14 protein-coding genes are annotated in these 14,771 nt (G+C 74.1%); 2 read left to right on the top strand and 12 right to left on the bottom strand.

What is annotated here, in order from left to right:
* The first annotated feature begins 208 nt into the window (after positions 1 to 208).
* The gene (locus ACFWIC_RS12500; protein ID WP_329950336.1) at positions 209 to 679 is read left to right on the top strand and encodes a hypothetical protein; all 471 of its coding nucleotides are present in this window, start codon (positions 209 to 211) and stop codon (positions 677 to 679) included.
* A 61-nt stretch (positions 680 to 740) separates the two neighbouring features.
* Here ACFWIC_RS12500 and ACFWIC_RS12505 read toward each other — a convergent pair whose 3' ends face one another.
* On the bottom strand, positions 741 to 1,742 hold the full coding sequence (locus ACFWIC_RS12505) for a DMT family transporter (protein ID WP_380518136.1): 1,002 nt from the start codon (positions 1,740 to 1,742) through the stop codon (positions 741 to 743).
* Here ACFWIC_RS12505 and ACFWIC_RS12510 point away from each other — a divergent pair.
* On the top strand, positions 1,741 to 3,219 hold the full coding sequence (locus ACFWIC_RS12510; RefSeq protein WP_329950334.1) for a PLP-dependent aminotransferase family protein: 1,479 nt from the start codon (positions 1,741 to 1,743) through the stop codon (positions 3,217 to 3,219). The genes ACFWIC_RS12505 and ACFWIC_RS12510 overlap by 2 nt on opposite strands.
* 48 nt (positions 3,220 to 3,267) lie before the next feature.
* Here ACFWIC_RS12510 and htpX read toward each other — a convergent pair whose 3' ends face one another.
* The 11 genes from htpX to ACFWIC_RS12565 all read right to left on the bottom strand — a co-directional run bounded on the left by htpX (position 3,268) and on the right by ACFWIC_RS12565 (position 14,696).
* Entirely contained in the window at positions 3,268 to 4,131 is an 864-nt protein-coding gene (htpX, locus tag ACFWIC_RS12515; RefSeq protein WP_329885461.1) for a zinc metalloprotease HtpX, read from the bottom strand.
* A gap of 151 nt (positions 4,132 to 4,282) precedes the next feature.
* Positions 4,283 to 5,827, bottom strand: coding sequence for an NADH-quinone oxidoreductase subunit N (locus ACFWIC_RS12520; RefSeq protein ID WP_380353636.1), 1,545 nt, complete (start codon positions 5,825 to 5,827; stop codon positions 4,283 to 4,285).
* Positions 5,828 to 5,955: 128 nt separating this feature from the next.
* The gene (locus ACFWIC_RS12525) at positions 5,956 to 7,512 is read right to left on the bottom strand and encodes an NADH-quinone oxidoreductase subunit M (protein WP_329950332.1); all 1,557 of its coding nucleotides are present in this window, start codon (positions 7,510 to 7,512) and stop codon (positions 5,956 to 5,958) included.
* Between the two features lie 57 nt (positions 7,513 to 7,569).
* Complete coding sequence (locus ACFWIC_RS12530) at positions 7,570 to 9,651, bottom strand: NADH-quinone oxidoreductase subunit L (RefSeq protein ID WP_380353539.1); 2,082 nt, start codon at positions 9,649 to 9,651, stop codon at positions 7,570 to 7,572.
* Positions 9,648 to 10,025, bottom strand: coding sequence for an NADH-quinone oxidoreductase subunit NuoK (gene nuoK, locus ACFWIC_RS12535; protein ID WP_329950330.1), 378 nt, complete (start codon positions 10,023 to 10,025; stop codon positions 9,648 to 9,650). The genes ACFWIC_RS12530 and nuoK overlap by 4 nt, the downstream gene beginning before the upstream one ends.
* Positions 10,025 to 10,819, bottom strand: a complete 795-nt coding sequence (locus ACFWIC_RS12540) for an NADH-quinone oxidoreductase subunit J (RefSeq protein WP_380518141.1) — start codon at positions 10,817 to 10,819, stop codon at positions 10,025 to 10,027. The genes nuoK and ACFWIC_RS12540 overlap by 1 nt, the downstream gene beginning before the upstream one ends.
* Positions 10,816 to 11,373, bottom strand: coding sequence for an NADH-quinone oxidoreductase subunit I (locus ACFWIC_RS12545; protein WP_329885467.1), 558 nt, complete (start codon positions 11,371 to 11,373; stop codon positions 10,816 to 10,818). The genes ACFWIC_RS12540 and ACFWIC_RS12545 overlap by 4 nt, the downstream gene beginning before the upstream one ends.
* A complete protein-coding gene (nuoH, locus tag ACFWIC_RS12550) occupies positions 11,370 to 12,329 on the bottom strand; it encodes an NADH-quinone oxidoreductase subunit NuoH (protein ID WP_329885468.1) in 960 nt (319 codons plus the stop codon). The genes ACFWIC_RS12545 and nuoH overlap by 4 nt, the downstream gene beginning before the upstream one ends.
* Positions 12,326 to 13,645 (bottom strand): NADH-quinone oxidoreductase subunit C, encoded by a 1,320-nt coding sequence (locus ACFWIC_RS12555; RefSeq protein ID WP_380518145.1) that lies wholly within the window; start codon positions 13,643 to 13,645, stop codon positions 12,326 to 12,328. Before ACFWIC_RS12555 ends, nuoH begins: the two co-directional genes overlap by 4 nt.
* Positions 13,642 to 14,289 carry an NADH-quinone oxidoreductase subunit B family protein gene (locus tag ACFWIC_RS12560; RefSeq protein ID WP_329885470.1) on the bottom strand — a complete coding sequence of 216 codons (648 nt, stop codon included), beginning with the start codon at positions 14,287 to 14,289 and terminating at the stop codon, positions 13,642 to 13,644. Before ACFWIC_RS12560 ends, ACFWIC_RS12555 begins: the two co-directional genes overlap by 4 nt.
* Positions 14,280 to 14,696 (bottom strand): NADH-quinone oxidoreductase subunit A, encoded by a 417-nt coding sequence (locus ACFWIC_RS12565; RefSeq protein ID WP_329885471.1) that lies wholly within the window; start codon positions 14,694 to 14,696, stop codon positions 14,280 to 14,282. The genes ACFWIC_RS12560 and ACFWIC_RS12565 overlap by 10 nt, the downstream gene beginning before the upstream one ends.
* Positions 14,697 to 14,771 lie beyond the last annotated feature (75 nt).

Here is a 14,771-nt window from a genome sequence, read left to right on the forward strand (position 1 = left end):
ACCTGCCGCCGGTGCGGTGGTTCGCAGGCGTTCCACCGCCGGCCGGGTACGACGGTGCAGGGCGGTGCCGGGCGGTGCGGGCCGGTGCGGCACGGGTCACCCGAACAGGCGTGTCCGGTTGCCCGGCACCGGCCGGAGGTGGACGGTCGAGATCCGGACGCCTCTCCGAACGCCTGTCCGGCCCCGGCGTCCGGCCCTGGAGGAACCCATGAGCAGCACGTCGACCCCTCCCGATCAGCCGCCGCCCTGGCGCTCCGGCACCGGCGCGCCGCCGCCACCGGCCTCGGCCACCCGGTTCAGCGACTGGGCGCCCGGCCTCGTCGTCTTCGCCGGTGTCCTGATGCTCCTGAACGGCATCATGGAGGTGCTGCGGGGCATCATGGCGGTCCACGAGGACGAGGTCTTCCTGAGCTCCGCCCGGTACGTCTTCCGGTTCGACCTCACGGGCTGGGGCTGGATCCACATCGTCGTCGGCGCGCTGGTCGCGGTGGTCGGCGCGTTCGTCCTCAAGGGCGCCGCCTGGGCCCGGTACACCGGCGTCTTCCTCACCGCGGTGAGCGCCGCCGACAGCTTCCTGGCGATGCCGTACTACCCGTTCTGGTCGATCACCGTGATCGCGCTGGACGTCTTCATCATCTGGGCCCTCTGCGTCTACCGGCCCGAGCGCACCGCCTCCTGATCCCCGTCGCCCGGGCCCGGGACGACCACGGGCCCGGGCGCCCCGGCCTCACGCCCCGGTCTCACGTCCGGGACCGCTGGGTGACCGCGATGCAGAGCAGCACCGCCACGGCCGTGACGGGCGCGGCCGCCGGCAGCTCCTCGCCCAGCAGCAGCACCGACCAGACCAGCGTCAGCAGCGGCTGCGCCAGCTGCAGCTGGCTGGCCTTCGGCACGCCGATCTCCGCCATTCCCCGGTACCAGAGGACGAACCCGCCGAACTGGGAGACCGCCGCCGTGTACGCGAGCCCGGCCACCGCCTTCGCCCCGAACCCGACCGGCTCGACGGCCAGCGCTCCCGCCGTGATGAGCCCGGTGACCGGCAGCGCCACGACGACCGCCCAGCCGATCACCTGCCAGCCCGGGATCTCCCGGGAGATCCGGCCGCCCTCCGCGTACCCGGCCGCGCAGACCAGCAGGGCCGCGAACAGGTAGAGGTCCGCGACGCTCGGCCGCCCGTGGCTCTGCACCAGCGTGAAGCCCAGCACCGCCGCGGCGCCGGCCAGCGCCGCGCACCAGAAGGTCCGGGACGGACGGCTCGCCGCGCCGGTGCCACCGGACCGGCCCGACGCCCGGCGCGCCCTCAGCGCGGCGACCGACGCGGTGGCCAGCGGCAGCACGCCGATGACGACCGCGGAGTGCGCGGTCGAGGAGCTCTGCAGCGCGAGCGTGGTGAGCAGCGGGAAGCCGAGCACGCAGCCGGCCGAGACCACCAGCAGGCCGGGCCAGTGCCGCCGTTCGGGCACCGGGACGCGGGCGGCGGCGAGGCAGAGTGCGGCGAGCAGGCCCGCCAGCAGGCCGCGCAGCCCGGTGGCCGTCCACGGGCCGAAGCCGGTCAGCGCCCAGGAGGTGGCGGGGAAGCTGAAAGAGAAGGAGAGGACACCGAGGGCCGCCAGGGCGGTGCCGGTGACGCCGACGGCGGGTGCCGCGCTTCCGGGACCGGGGCCGGTGGGGCCGACCGGGTGGCTCGTCGCGGGCTTCGCTGCTACCGCCGCACGATGCGTAGCGCTATCTTGTGTCTTCATGAACGAGCGTAGCAGTGTGGTCGAACTCGCCGACAGACTGCGCCGGGAAGTGGAGCGCTACCCGGAAGGACGGAAGCTGCCGTCGAGCCGGGTCCTGACGGAGCGGCACCAGGTCAGCCCGGGAACGGTCTCCCGGGCGGTCGCCGTGCTGGCCGCGGAGGGCCTGGTCGTCTCCCGGCCCGGCGCCGGCGTCTTCCGGACCTCCGCGACCGCGCCGACCGCGGCGTCCGCTGCGTCCGACGGCGCTCACCCGCACGCCCCGCCGCCCGCCCGCCCGGGCGACCTCTCCTGGCAGGAGGTCGCGCTGAGCGCCGAGGCCGGCCCGCGCGACGTCGGCGCCGGACCGATGTTCGCCATGCTGAACGTCCCCCGGCCCGACGTGCTCGACCTCAACGGCGGCTACCCGAACGCCTCGCTCCAGCCCGAGCGCCTGCTCGCCGCCGCGCTGGCCCGGGCCGGACGCCGGCCCGGCGCCTGGGACCGCCCGCCGGTGGACGGGCTGACCGAGCTGCGCGCCTGGTTCGCCCGGGACATCGGCGGCAGCGGCGGCCCGCTCGGCGCGGGCGACGTGCTGATCACGGCCGGCGGCCAGAGCGCTCTCACCATCGCCCTGCGCTCGCTCGCCTCCCCGGGCGCCCCCGTGCTGGTCGAGTCTCCGACCTACCCGGGCGCCCTCGCCGTGGCCAGGGCCGCCGGGCTGCGGCCGGTCCCCGTCCCGGTGGACGGGGACGGCGTGCGCCCCGACCTGCTCGCGGCCGCCTTCGACGCCACCCGGGCCCGGGTGTTCTTCTGCCAGCCGCTGTTCCAGAACCCGACCGGCGCGGTGCTCTCCCCCGATCGCCGCGCCGAGGTGCTGCGGATCGCCCGGACGGCCGGCGCCTTCGTGATCGAGGACGACTTCGCCCGCCGCCTGGTCCACGCCGACGCGCCGGCGCTGCCGCGCCCGCTGGCCGCCGACGACCCGGACGGCATCGTGGTCCACCTGAGTTCGCTCACCAAGGCCACCTCGCCCAACCTGCGGATCGGCGCGCTCACCGCGCGCGGCCCGGCGCTGCAACGGCTGCGCGCCACCCAGGTGGTGGACAGCTTCTTCGTGCCCAGGCCGCTCCAGGAGGCGGCCCTGGAACTGGTGGCCGACCCCGGCTGGGCCCGCCATCTGCGCACGCTCGGCGCCGAACTGCGGGACCGTCGGCGGGCCGCGGTGGCGGCGCTGCGCCACGAGCTGCCCGGGCTGCTGGGCGCGCACCGGTTCGGCGGCTACCACCTCTGGCTGCGGCTCCCCGACGGCACCGACGAGACGGTGCTCACCGCGGCGGCCCTGCGGGCCGGCGTGCTGGTCACCCCGGGCCGCCCGTACCACCCCGCCGAGCCCCCGGCCCCGCACCTGCGGCTCAGCTACGCGGCCGCGGACAGCCCCGCCATGGTGGCGGAGGGCGTCCGGCGCCTCCGGCGGGCGTACGAGGAGACGACCGGCTGAGCCCGGAGGGTCCCCGCCGCGGCGGGGACCCTCCGGGCCCGCGCGAGGTCAGTCCCGGCGGCCTGCCATCCGCTCCAGGCGGGCGATCCGCTCGGCCATCGGCGGGTGGGTGGAGAACAGCTTCGTCCCGGCCTCGCCCGGCCGGAACGGGCTGGCGATCATCATGTGGCTGGCGGTCTTGATCTGCGGCTCGGGGGGCAGCGGCAGCTGCCGGGTCCCGGCGTCCAGCTTCCGCAGCGCACCGGCCAGGGCGAGCGGGTCGCCGGTGATCCGGGCGCCGTCGGCGTCGGCCTGGTACTCCCGGGAGCGGCTGACGGCCAGCTGGATCAGCGAGGCGGCCAGCGGTCCCAGGATCATGATCGCGAGCATCCCGAACAGGCCGGGCCCGTCGTCGTCGTCACCGCGGCCGAACGGGATCAGCCAGGCGAAGTTGACCAGGAACATCACCACCGAGGCGAGCGCCCCGGCCACCGAGGAGATCAGGATGTCGCGGTTGTAGACGTGGCTCAGCTCGTGGCCGAGGACGCCGCGCAGCTCGCGCTCGTCGAGCAGGTGCAGGATGCCGTCGGTGCAGCAGACCGCCGCGTTGCGCGGGTTGCGGCCCGTCGCGAACGCGTTCGGGGCCGGGGTCGGCGAGATGTACAGCCGGGGCATCGGCTGGCGGGCCGAGGTGGAGAGCTCCCGGACGATCCGGTAGAGCCGCGGTGCCTCGATCTCGCTCACCGGGCGGGCCCGCATGGCCCGCAGGGCGAGCTTGTCACTGTTCCAGTACGCGTAGGCGTTGGTGCCGAGGGCGACCACCAGGGCGACCACGAGGCCCGTCCGGCCGAAGAAGCTGCCGATCACGAGGATCAGCGCCGAGAGGCCGCCGAGCAGGGCGGCGGTCCTCAGTCCATTGTGCCGGCGGTGCACGGCTGGCCCTCCAATGGTGCGTGGGGAAGCCCTTTCTGCCTCGTCCCTCTTGCCCGGTCAACGGGTGGGGCCCGGGGCCTTGTTCCCTTGTGACCAGCGCGACACCCGACCGGAGGACCAGCTCAGACGTACCGGGGCTTCCCCGCCCGCCTCAGAACAGCGAGCCGCCGACCACCTGGAGCACCAGTTGCGGAGCCACCGACAGCACCACCGCCGCCGAGGCGGTGAGCCCCAGGGTGGCCGTCAGGGTGACCGGAAGCCTCCGCTCGGAGGCGGCCGGCGCCTCCCCGGCGGCCTCCGCCGGGGCGAACAGCCGCGCCGTCCAGAGCAGGTAGTAGTACAGGGCGACGACGACGTTGACGGCCATCACCGCGGCCAGCCAGCCCAGCCCGGCGTCGACGGCGGCGCGGAACACCACCACCTTGCCGAAGAGGCCGATGACGCCCGGCGGCAGCCCGGCCAGGCAGAGCAGGAAGAAGGCCAGCGCCAGCGCCGTCCAGCGCCTGCGGGCGAACAGGCCGCGGAAGTCGTCGACGCTGGTCCCGGCCCGGCGGCCGACCGCCGCCACCACGCCGAAGGCACCGAGGTTGACCACGCCGTAGATCAGCGCGTACGCGGCGGTGGCGCCCAGCGGGTCGGTCGTGGTGGGCGCGTAGCCGGCGGCGGCCAGCGGCACCAGCAGGTACCCGGCCTGGCCCACCGAGGACCAGGCGAGCAGCCGCACCGCGCTGAACCGGGTGTCGAACCGCTGGCGCAGCGCGCCCACGTTGCCGACGGTCATGGTGACGGCCGCCAGCACCCCCAGCACCAGGCCCCAGGTGTGCGCGTACGGGCGGAAGGCGATCGTGGTGACCAGGGCGAGCCCGGCGAGGCCGGCCGCCTTGCCGACCACCGAGAGGTAGCCGGCCACCGGGAGCGGGGCGCCGGTGTAGGTGTCGGGCACCCAGAAGTGGAACGGGACGGCGGCGACCTTGAAGGCGAAGCCGGCCAGCGTGAGCACCGCGCCGGCCTGGGCCAGCGGCTTCAGCTGCGCGGGGGCGTGCTCCAGGCCGGTGGCGACGGCGCCCAGGTGCAGGCTGCCGCTCGCGGCGTAGACGAAGCCGACGCCGAGCAGCATCACGGCGGTCGCGGTGACGGAGGAGAGGAAGAACTTGAGCGCGGCCTCGGCCCCCCGGCCGTCCCGGCGGAGCGCGACCAGTGCGAAGGCCGGCAGCGAGGCCACCTCCAGGGCGATCACCAGGGTGGCGAGGTCGCGGGAGGCGGGCAGCAGGGCGGCGCCGGCGGCGCTGGAGAGCAGCAGGAACCAGTACTCGCCGCCGGGCAGCTTCTCGTCCTCCACGGTGTGCGCGGAGAGCAGGGCGGCGATCAGCGCGCCGCCGAGCGCGAGCAGCTGGAAGACCAGGGCGAAGTGGTCGGCGACGTACGAGCAGCCCGCGTTGTCAGTGACCCCTGTTACGTTCTGCGCACAGAAGGTGGCTCGGGGTGAGCCTCCGACGAGCGGGAGGAGCGCGATGAGCGCCAGGGCGAGTCCGCCGGCCGTGAGCCGGCCGAGCAGCCGCTTGTGGCGCTCGGGCAGGAAGAGGTCGGTGACCAGCACCGCGAGGGCGGCCAACGCGGCGATCAGCGGGGGCGCGATCGCCACCCAGTCCACGGACTGGATCAGGCTGCCCGGGTTGGCTACGGCGAGGGAGGTCACAGTGGGCTGCCCCGTGGAGTGAGGTCCGAGTGCGGTGCCGGTCGCGGCGCCGAGCTGTCTGCCCGTGCCGAGCTGCGTGCTGAGCTGCGCGCCGAGGAGCTGGGCGCTCAGCTGGGTGCCGAGCATGGTCAGCCACCCCCGAGGAGGTGCTTGACGGCGGGCTCGGAGAGACCGAGCAGGAGAGCGGGCCAGAGACCGGCCAGCAGGGTGAGGGCGACCAGCGGCGTCCAGCTGACGGCCTCGTACGGGCGCAGGTCGGCGAGTTCGGCCACCGGTGCGGGCTGCTTCGGATCGCCCATGCAGACCCGCCTGACCACGATCAGCAGGTACGCGGCGGTGAGGAGGGTGCCGAGGCCGGCCAGGACCATGTAGGTGACGAACGCGGGACGCGAGAGGCCCTCGGCCGGGTCGAACGCGCCGAACATCGCGAGCAGCTCGCCCCAGAAGCCGGCCAGCCCGGGCAGGCCGAGGCTGGCGACGGCCGCGAAGGCGAGCAGCGCGCCGATCCGCGGTGCCCGTCCGTACAGGGCGGCGCCGGTGGTACCGGCCAGGGTGTCGAGGTCCGCCGTGCCGTAACGGTCCTTGATCGCGCCCACCAGGAAGAAGAGCAGACCGGTGATCAGACCGTGGGCGATGTTGGCGAACAGCGCGCCGTTGACGCCCACCGGAGTGAGGGAGGCGATGCCCAGCAGGACGAAGCCCATGTGGCCGACGGAGGAGTAGGCGATCAGGCGCTTGAGGTCGCCCTTGGCGCCGGGCCGCGCCAGCGCGAGGCAGGCCAGCGAGCCGTAGACGATGCCGACGGCGGCGAAGGCGCCCAGGTAGGGGGCGAGGGTCGCCGTGCCGTCGGGGACGACCGGGAGGAGGACGCGGACCAGGCCGTACGTCCCCATCTTCAGCAGCACGCCGGCGAGCAGCACGGAACCGACCGTCGGGGCCGCCGTGTGCGCGTCCGGGAGCCAGCTGTGCAGCGGCCAGGCAGGGGCCTTGACCGCGAGCCCGACCATGATCGCCAGGGCGGCGATCACCTGGGTGGAGTGGCTCAGGCCCGAGCCGTGGGCGGCGGCCAGCGCCTGCATGTCGAAGGTTCCGGCCTTGCCGCCGACCAGCAGGAAGCCGAGCAGCATCACGGCCGACCCGAGCAGCGTGTACAGGATGAACCGGTTGGCGGCCGGCACCTTGGCCCCGGTGCCCCAGCGGGCGATCAGGAAGTACATCGGGATCAGCACGATCTCGAAGGCCACGAAGAAGAGCAGGAGGTCCAGCACCGCGAAGGTGGCGAGCATGCCCACTTCGAGGAGGAGGAACAGCCCGACGAAGGAGCGGGCCGACGGCACGCCCTCCCCGGACGGCAGCCGCCGCTCCGAGTACAGCGCACAGAGGAAGGTGAGCAGCGAGGTCAGGACGATCAGCGGGAGCGAGACGCCGTCCACACCGAGGTGGAACCGCACGCCGATGGCCGGGATCCAGGCCACGTCGGTGGTGGCCTGCATCCGGGCGGGCTCGTCGTGGTCGAAACCGGCCGCCAGGACGACGGTGAGCAGCAGGACGACGCCGGTCAGCACGGTGCCGAAGCGCAGCGCGCGCCGGTCGGCGGCGGCCGCGTCGGTGCCGAACACCGGCGCCAGGGTGAGCGCGGCCCCGAGCACCGGCAGGGCCAGGAGGGCGATGAGGACCGCGTTCATCGGGGGCTCCTACGGGCTGCGGTCGACGGGGTGGGACGGATCGGCTGGTTCATCCGGCTACACCGCCACCAGGACGACCAGCAGGACGACGCCGGCCAGCAGCGCGCTGAGGTACGTCTGCGCGTTGCCGGTCTGCGCGAGCCGGACGGCCCGGCCGAGCAGGTTGGCACCGACCCCGCTGCCGCGTACGTAGGTCTCCACGACCTCGCGGTCGAGGAAGCGGACCAGCCGTGCGGCGGCGGCCACCGGGCGGACGAACAGCGCTCCGTAGAGCCGGTCGACGCCGAAGCCGTGCCGGGCCGGGTCGAACAGCGGACCGAGCAGGGCGCGTCCGGGATCGGCGGCGATCACCTCGGCGGCCGGGGATCCGGCCTGCTCGGGTACCCGGCCCGCCGCCGCGGGGGCGGGCCGCCCGGCGCCGAGCCGGGCCGCGGCGGAGCGCCAGGCCCCGTACGCCAGCAGGATGCCGACCACGGCGAGGCCGGTGCCGGTGACGGCGGTGACCGCCGAGGGCCGCAGCGAACCGCCGTCGAGCAGTGCGGGCAGCCAGTCCGAGCGCAGGCCGGCGACGCCGAAGCCCACGGTCGGGACGGCCAGCACCCACAGCGGCCAGCGCATCGCGGGCGGCTCGGCGGTGGCCGGGTCGGCCTCGTCCACCTCGGGCGAGTACGGCGCACCGGCCTCGTGGTCGGAGGACCCCGTGGCGGTCGGCGCCGAGACCCCGGCACCGGCGGCGACGGCGGCGACGGCCGTGGCCGGCGCCCCGGCGGTGGCCGGGCTGTGGAACGCGACCAGGAACATCCGGGTCGCGTACGCCGCCGTGAGCAGCGCGGTGAGCCCGGCCGAGATCAGCACGATCCACCCGGCCGCCTGCGGCACGGCCGAGGCCGGGCCGACGCCGTTGGTCAGCGCCTCGCCGTTGGCGGCGTGCTCGGCGGCGGTCAGCACCGCCTCCTTGCTGAAGAAGCCGGAGAACGGCGGCAGACCGACCAGGGCGACCAGGGCGATGCCCATCGTCCAGTAGGCGTCCGGGACGCGCTTGCGCAGCCCGGGCATCCGGGACATCACGGAGATCGAGTTGGTGTGCGCGGCATGGATCACCACACCGGCGGCGAGGAAGAGCAGCGCCTTGAAGGCGCCGTGGCTGACCAGGTGGAAGACGGACGCCTCGCGGTCGCCGCTGGCCAGCGCGCCGGCCATGTAGCCGAGCTGGCCGACGGTCGAGTAGGCGAGCACCCGCTTGAGGTCGTCCTGGGCGAGCGCGCAGAGCGCCGAGCCGATCATCGTCACGGCCGCCATCACCGCCAGCACGACCAGCGCCGCGCCGGAGAGCAGGAAGACCGGCAGCAGCCGGGCGACCAGGTAGATGCCCGCGGCGACCATGGTGGCGGCGTGGATCAGCGCGGAGACCGGGGTCGGGCCGGCCATCGCGTCCGGGAGCCAGGTGTGCAGCGGGAACTGCGCGCTCTTCCCGGCCACACCGGCGAGCAGCAGCAGCGCGGTCAGCGTGGGGTGGCCGAGCTGTCCGTCGGCGGCGGCCCGCAGCACGTCCTCGATCCGGAAGCTCCCGGCGTCGGCGCCGAGCAGGAAGATGCCGAACAGGAACGGGACGTCGCCGAGCTTGGTGACCAGGAAGGCCTTGAGCGAGGCCGAGCGGGCGTCCTGGGTCTCCCAGTGGTGGCCGATCAGGAAGTACGAGCAGATGCCCATGATCTCCCAGCCGACCAGCAGCACGATCAGGTCGCCGGAGTACACGACCAGGAACATCGCCGCCGTGAAGAGCGAGACCAGCGCCGCGTACGAGGGGTAGCGGGGGTCGTCCTTGAGGTAGGCGGTCGAGTAGACCTGCACGCAGGTGGCGACCAGGCCGACCAGCACGGAGATCAGCGAGCTGTAGCCGTCCAGGTGGAAGGCGAGCGCGATGTCCGGGCCGCCGGTCGGGGTGAGGCGGGTGGCGACGTCCAGCGACTGACCGCTGCCGAGCTGGATCGCGACGACCAGGGCGAGCACGGCCGAGACGGCCACCGGCACGATCGCCAGCGGCCTGGCCAGACCGGGGACGCGCTTGCCGACGGCCAGGGTGGCGGCCGCGCCGAGCGCGGGCAGGGCGGGGACGAGGGCGGGCAGGGCGAGGTTCATGCGGCGGCCCGGCCCTTCAGCGCCTCGGCTCCGACCGGCGCCTCCTCGATGTCGACGGTGGACTCCGCCGGGTCGCCCAGCGTGGTGACCTTGTCGATGTCCGCGGTGCCCCGGGCCCTGAACAGCAGCAGGACGACGGCGAGCCCGAGTCCGATCTCGGCGGCGGCGATGGTGATGGTGAACAGGGTCAGCGCCTGGCCGGCGTGCAACGAGTCGCGCAGCCAGACGTCGAAGGCGACCAGGTTGAGGTTGACGGCGTTGAGCATCAGCTCGACGGACATCAGCACCAGGATGACGTTGCGCCGGGCGAGCACGCCGTACACGCCGACGCTGAACAGCAGCGCGGCGAGGACGGCGGGGTAGGCGAGGTGCATCAGCCCTCCTGCTCGGGGGTGGTCGGAGCGGAGGCCGGAGGGGAAGCGGGAGCGGAGGCGGCGCCCTCGACGGCCGGGGCAGCCGTGGCGGCCTCGGCAACCTCGGCAACCTCGGCGGCCTCGACGGCCGGAACCGCGGGGGCGGCCTTCGGCGCGGTCGCGGCGACCGTCCCGTTGGAACCCACCGGCTTGCCGGCCCGGATCCGCCCGGCCCGGGGCACCGGCACCCGGCGTCCGCCGCCGCGCGACAGCACGATCGCGCCGACCAGCGCGGCCAGCAGCAGCACCGAGAGCGCCTCGAACGGCAGCACCCACGTCCGGAACAGGCTCGCGCCCGTCACCGCCGCGGAGCCACCGCCCGCGCCGAGGTCGATCCAGGACGTCCGGAAGGCGTCCACGACCAGCGTCACCAGGGTGCCGCCCGAGGCCAGCGCCACCACCAGGGCGACCCAGCGGTTGCCCGAGTCGGCGTCCGGCGAGCGCCCGATCGGCGCCTTGGTGAGCATCAGCCCGAACAGCACCAGCACGACCACCGAACCGAGGTAGATCAGGACCTGGACCCAGGCGATGAACTCGGCGGTGAGCAGCAGGAACTCCACCGCCAGCCCGCCGAGCGCGGCCACCAGCCAGAGCGCGGCGTGCACCAGCTGCTTGGTGGTGACGGCGACGACGGCCGAACCGAGCACCGCGATGCCGACCAGCAGGAAGACGATCTCCACCCCGGTCGGGGAGAGGAAGGAACGCGCGGCCGGGTCCAGCGACCCGGTCGCGGCGAGCAGGGTCGCGGCGCTCACTGCGCGTCACCCCCCTGTTCGAGTGCCGCGGCAGCGGCGGCGGCCAGCTTGTCCGCGGCCTTCCGCGCGGTGGCGATCTCCTTGGGCTCCTCGGCCGCCGGGTCCAGCGCGGGCGGCACCGGTACGGTCCACATCCACTCCCGGAGCCGGTCCCGCTCGTGGGTGAGCTCCAGGATGTCCGTCTCCGCGTACTCGAACTCGGGCGACCAGAACAGCGCGTCGAACGGGCACACCTCGATGCAGATCCCGCAGTACATGCAGAGCGAGAAGTCGATGGCGAACCGGTCCAGCACGTTGCGGGTGCGGGCACGGGCGTTCGGGTCGGCGGCCGGCAGCGTCTCCTTGTGGGAGTCGATGTAGATGCACCAGTCCGGGCACTCGCGGGCGCAGAGCATGCAGACCGTGCAGTTCTCCTCCAGCAGCGCGATCACGCCGCGCGAACGCGGCGGGAGGTCGGGCTGCACCTCGGGGTACTGCGCGGTGACGGTCTTCTTCGTCATCGTCCGCAGGGTGACGGCCAGGCCCTTGGCCAGGCCGGCGCCGGGGAAGCTCATGAGATCGCCACCTTGATGACGCCGGTGAGGGCGAGCTGGACGAGGGCGAGCGGGATCAGCACGGTCCACGCGAGGCGCATCAGCTGGTCCTCGCGCAACCGGGGGTAGGTGACCCGCAGCCAGATCACCACGAAGGCGAGCGCGAAGGTCTTCAGGATCGTCCACAGCCAGCCGAGCTGGTCCGGCAGCGGTCCGTGCCAGCCGCCCAGGAAGAGCACCGCGGTGAGCGCGGAGACGACCAGGATGCCCACGTACTCGGAGAGCAGGAACAGCGCGAAGCGCAGGCCGGTGTACTCGGTGTACGCGCCGAAGATGATCTCCGAGTCGGCGATCGGCATGTCGAACGGCGGGCGCTGCAGCTCGGCCAGACCGGCCACGAAGAAGACGAACGCGCCGATGATCTGCCACGGGATCCAGTACCACTCCCAGGCGTCCATGATCCCGGGCAGCGACAGCGTCCCGGCGGCCATCGCGACGGACGCCGCCGCGAGCACCATCGGCAGCTCGTACGACATCAGCTGCGCGGCCGTCCGCAGGCCGCCGAGCAGCGAGAACTTGTTGGCCGAGGCCCAGCCCGCCATCAGCTTGCCGATCACGCCGACGCCCATGACGGCGAGGACGAAGAACAGTCCGGCGTCGACCGCCTGGCCGACGAAGCCGTCCGGGCCGACCGGGATCGCGAGCAGCACGAAGAGGTACGGCAGCAAGGAGACGGCGGGCGCCAGCTGGAAGATCCGCCGGTCCGCGCCGGCCGGGACGATGTCCTCCTTCTGCGCGAACTTGACCCCGTCCGCGACCAGCTGCGCCCAGCCGTGGAAGCCGCCGGCGTACATCGGGCCGAGGCGGCCCTGCATGTGCGCCATCACCTTGTGCTCGGTCTGGCCGATGAGCAGGGGGAAGGTGAGGAAGACGACCAGCGTGGCGACGCAGCGCAGCGCCGTGTCGAGCAGGTTCACGCGCTGTCTCCGTCCTGGCCGGCCGGTTCGGCCGGTGTCCCGCCGTCGTCGCTCTTCCCGCTCGGGCCGTCGCTCGGGTCGCCGCTCGGGTCGCCCGCCGCGGCCGGTGCTCCGGGCTCCGGCTTCGTGGGCGCCTCGGGCTCCGCGGACCTGTCCGCGTCGGGGGCCTTCGGGGAGTCGTCGTGGGCCGGCACCGGGTTGTGCCACGGCGCGTCGGCGGACCTGGTCCGCGCGGGCGCCGGGCGTCCGGGCCGCTCCTCATCGGCAACCGCAGGAGCGGCACTTCCGGGAGCCGGAGCTCCGGTGGCCGGAGCTTCGGGAGCACCGGTCGCGGAAGCCGGGGCCTCCGGGGCGGGTGCCTCCGGAGCGGGCGCGGCAGCGGCCTCGGGGGCCCGCGTCGCGTCGGCCTCCGGTCCCGCGCCGGCCGCCTGGCTCACCGAGCCGTCGGAGACCGACCGGACCCGGCGCGGCCGGTCCGCCCGCACCGGCGGCGCAGCCGCCCCGGCCGCGTCCGTCGCCGCGTCCGTCGCTGGTTCCGCCACCGCTTCCGTCACTGCTTCCGTGGCCTGGCTGACCGAACCGTCGTCGACCGTCCTGGTCCGCCGCGGCCGGTCCGCCCGCACGGCCGCGGCGCCCTCGGCGGACGCACCCGCGGCACGAGCCGCAGCCCCGGCAGCCCCGGCAGCACGCGGGGTCCGGGCCGCGCCCGCCGCCCGCGCGGCACGCGCGGGCCGCTCCGCGACCGGCGGAAGGGTGCCCTTGAGGGGACCCCACTCGTTCGGGTCCGGCACACCGGCCGGCTGCATCTTGCGCCGCGCCGGCCCGTCGCCGTGGTCGGACTCGCCCGGCTCCTTGGCGCCCGGCCAGGCCTTGGCGACCCGGGCCGCGAGCACGAACTCCTTGCGCAGCGGGTGCCCCTCGAAGCCGTCCGGCAGCAGCAGGGTGGCGAGGTAGGGGTGTCCGGGGAAGTCGATGCCGAACATCTCGTGCGTCTCGCGCTCGTGCCAGGCGGCACCGGCGTACACGGACACGGCGGTCGGCAGGGCGGCCTTCTCGCGCGGCACCCGGGTGCGCAGCGCCAGGTGGCGGACGCCCGGGGCGTCGACGGAGGCGAGGTGGACGATCACGGAGAAGCCCTCGGCCAGCTCGTCGACGGCGCTCAGCCAGTCGAAGAAGCCCAGGCCCAGCGTGTCACGGGCGGCGGTGAGCGCCTCGATCCAGTGCTCGGCGGGGACGTCGACGGTGATCAGCCCGTACGCTTCGGCGCCGGTCGCCCACTCCCCGACCGACGCCGCGTACTGCTCGGCCGTGGTCATGAGGCCCCTCCCTCGGCGGAACCGGGCCCGGCCACCAGCGGGCGGCGGAGCGCCGCGGCGGGTGCGGTGTAGCGGCCGGGCAGCGACTCGGCGGCGATCTTCTCCTGCAGTTTGAGGATGCCCTGGAGCAGCGCCTCCGGACGGGGCGGGCAGCCGGGCACGTAGACGTCGACCGGGATGATCTGGTCGACCCCCTTGGTGACGGAGTAGGAGTCCCAGTAGGGGCCGCCGGAGTTGGAGCAGGCGCCGAAGGAGATGACGTACTTCGGCTCGGGCATCTGCTCGTAGAGGCGCTTGACCGCGGGCGCCATCTTGTCGGTCACCGTCCCCGAGACGATCATCAGATCGGCCTGCCGGGGGCCCGGCGCGAAGGGGATGACGCCCATCCGGATGAAGTCGTGCTTGGCCATCGACGCGGCGATGAACTCGATCGCGCAGCAGGCCAGGCCGAAGTTGAAGCACCAGAGGCTGTAGCGCCGCCCCCAGTTGAGGACGACCTTGACCGGGTCCGGCGCGAGCCGGGCCAGCGGGCCGATGCTGCGCCGCTCGGCGGCGGCGCCGGGGCGCGACGGGTCGGGCACGCCCAGCGGAACCGGACCGTCCGGGGCGCCGTGCCCGTGCGGGTGGGTGTGCGTCACGTCCATTCCAGAACGCCCTTCTTCCAGGCGTAGAGCAGCCCGACCGCGAGGAAGCCGATGAAGACGAACATCTCGATCAGCGTCCCGGCGCCGTAGCCGGCGGAGGCGAAGACGGTCGCCCACGGGAACAGGTAGATCGCGTCGACCGCGAAGATCACGTACAGGAAGGCGTAGACGTAGTAGCGGACCTGGGTGTGCGCCCAGTCCTCCCCCACCGGGTCCACGCCGCACTCGTAGGCGAGGAGTTTCTCGGGCGAGTACACCACCGGCCGCAGCAGGCGGTTCGCGGTGAACGCCACGACGACGAAGAGCACGCCGACGACGGCGAGCAGGCCCATCGCGGCGTACGCGTCGAAGTAGCCGCTGCCGGCCGCCGGGTCGGCCGCGGCGACAGCCGCCTGCTGCCCCTCCATGCCCTCGCCTCCACATCGGCCGTGGAAACCGCCCGCAGGGCAGTTCTACGACGTCTCTTTACACGCTCATAACCA

It is taken from the genome of Kitasatospora sp. NPDC127035, from assembly GCF_042726075.1.
Taxonomy (GTDB): Bacteria; Actinomycetota; Actinomycetes; order Streptomycetales; family Streptomycetaceae; genus Kitasatospora.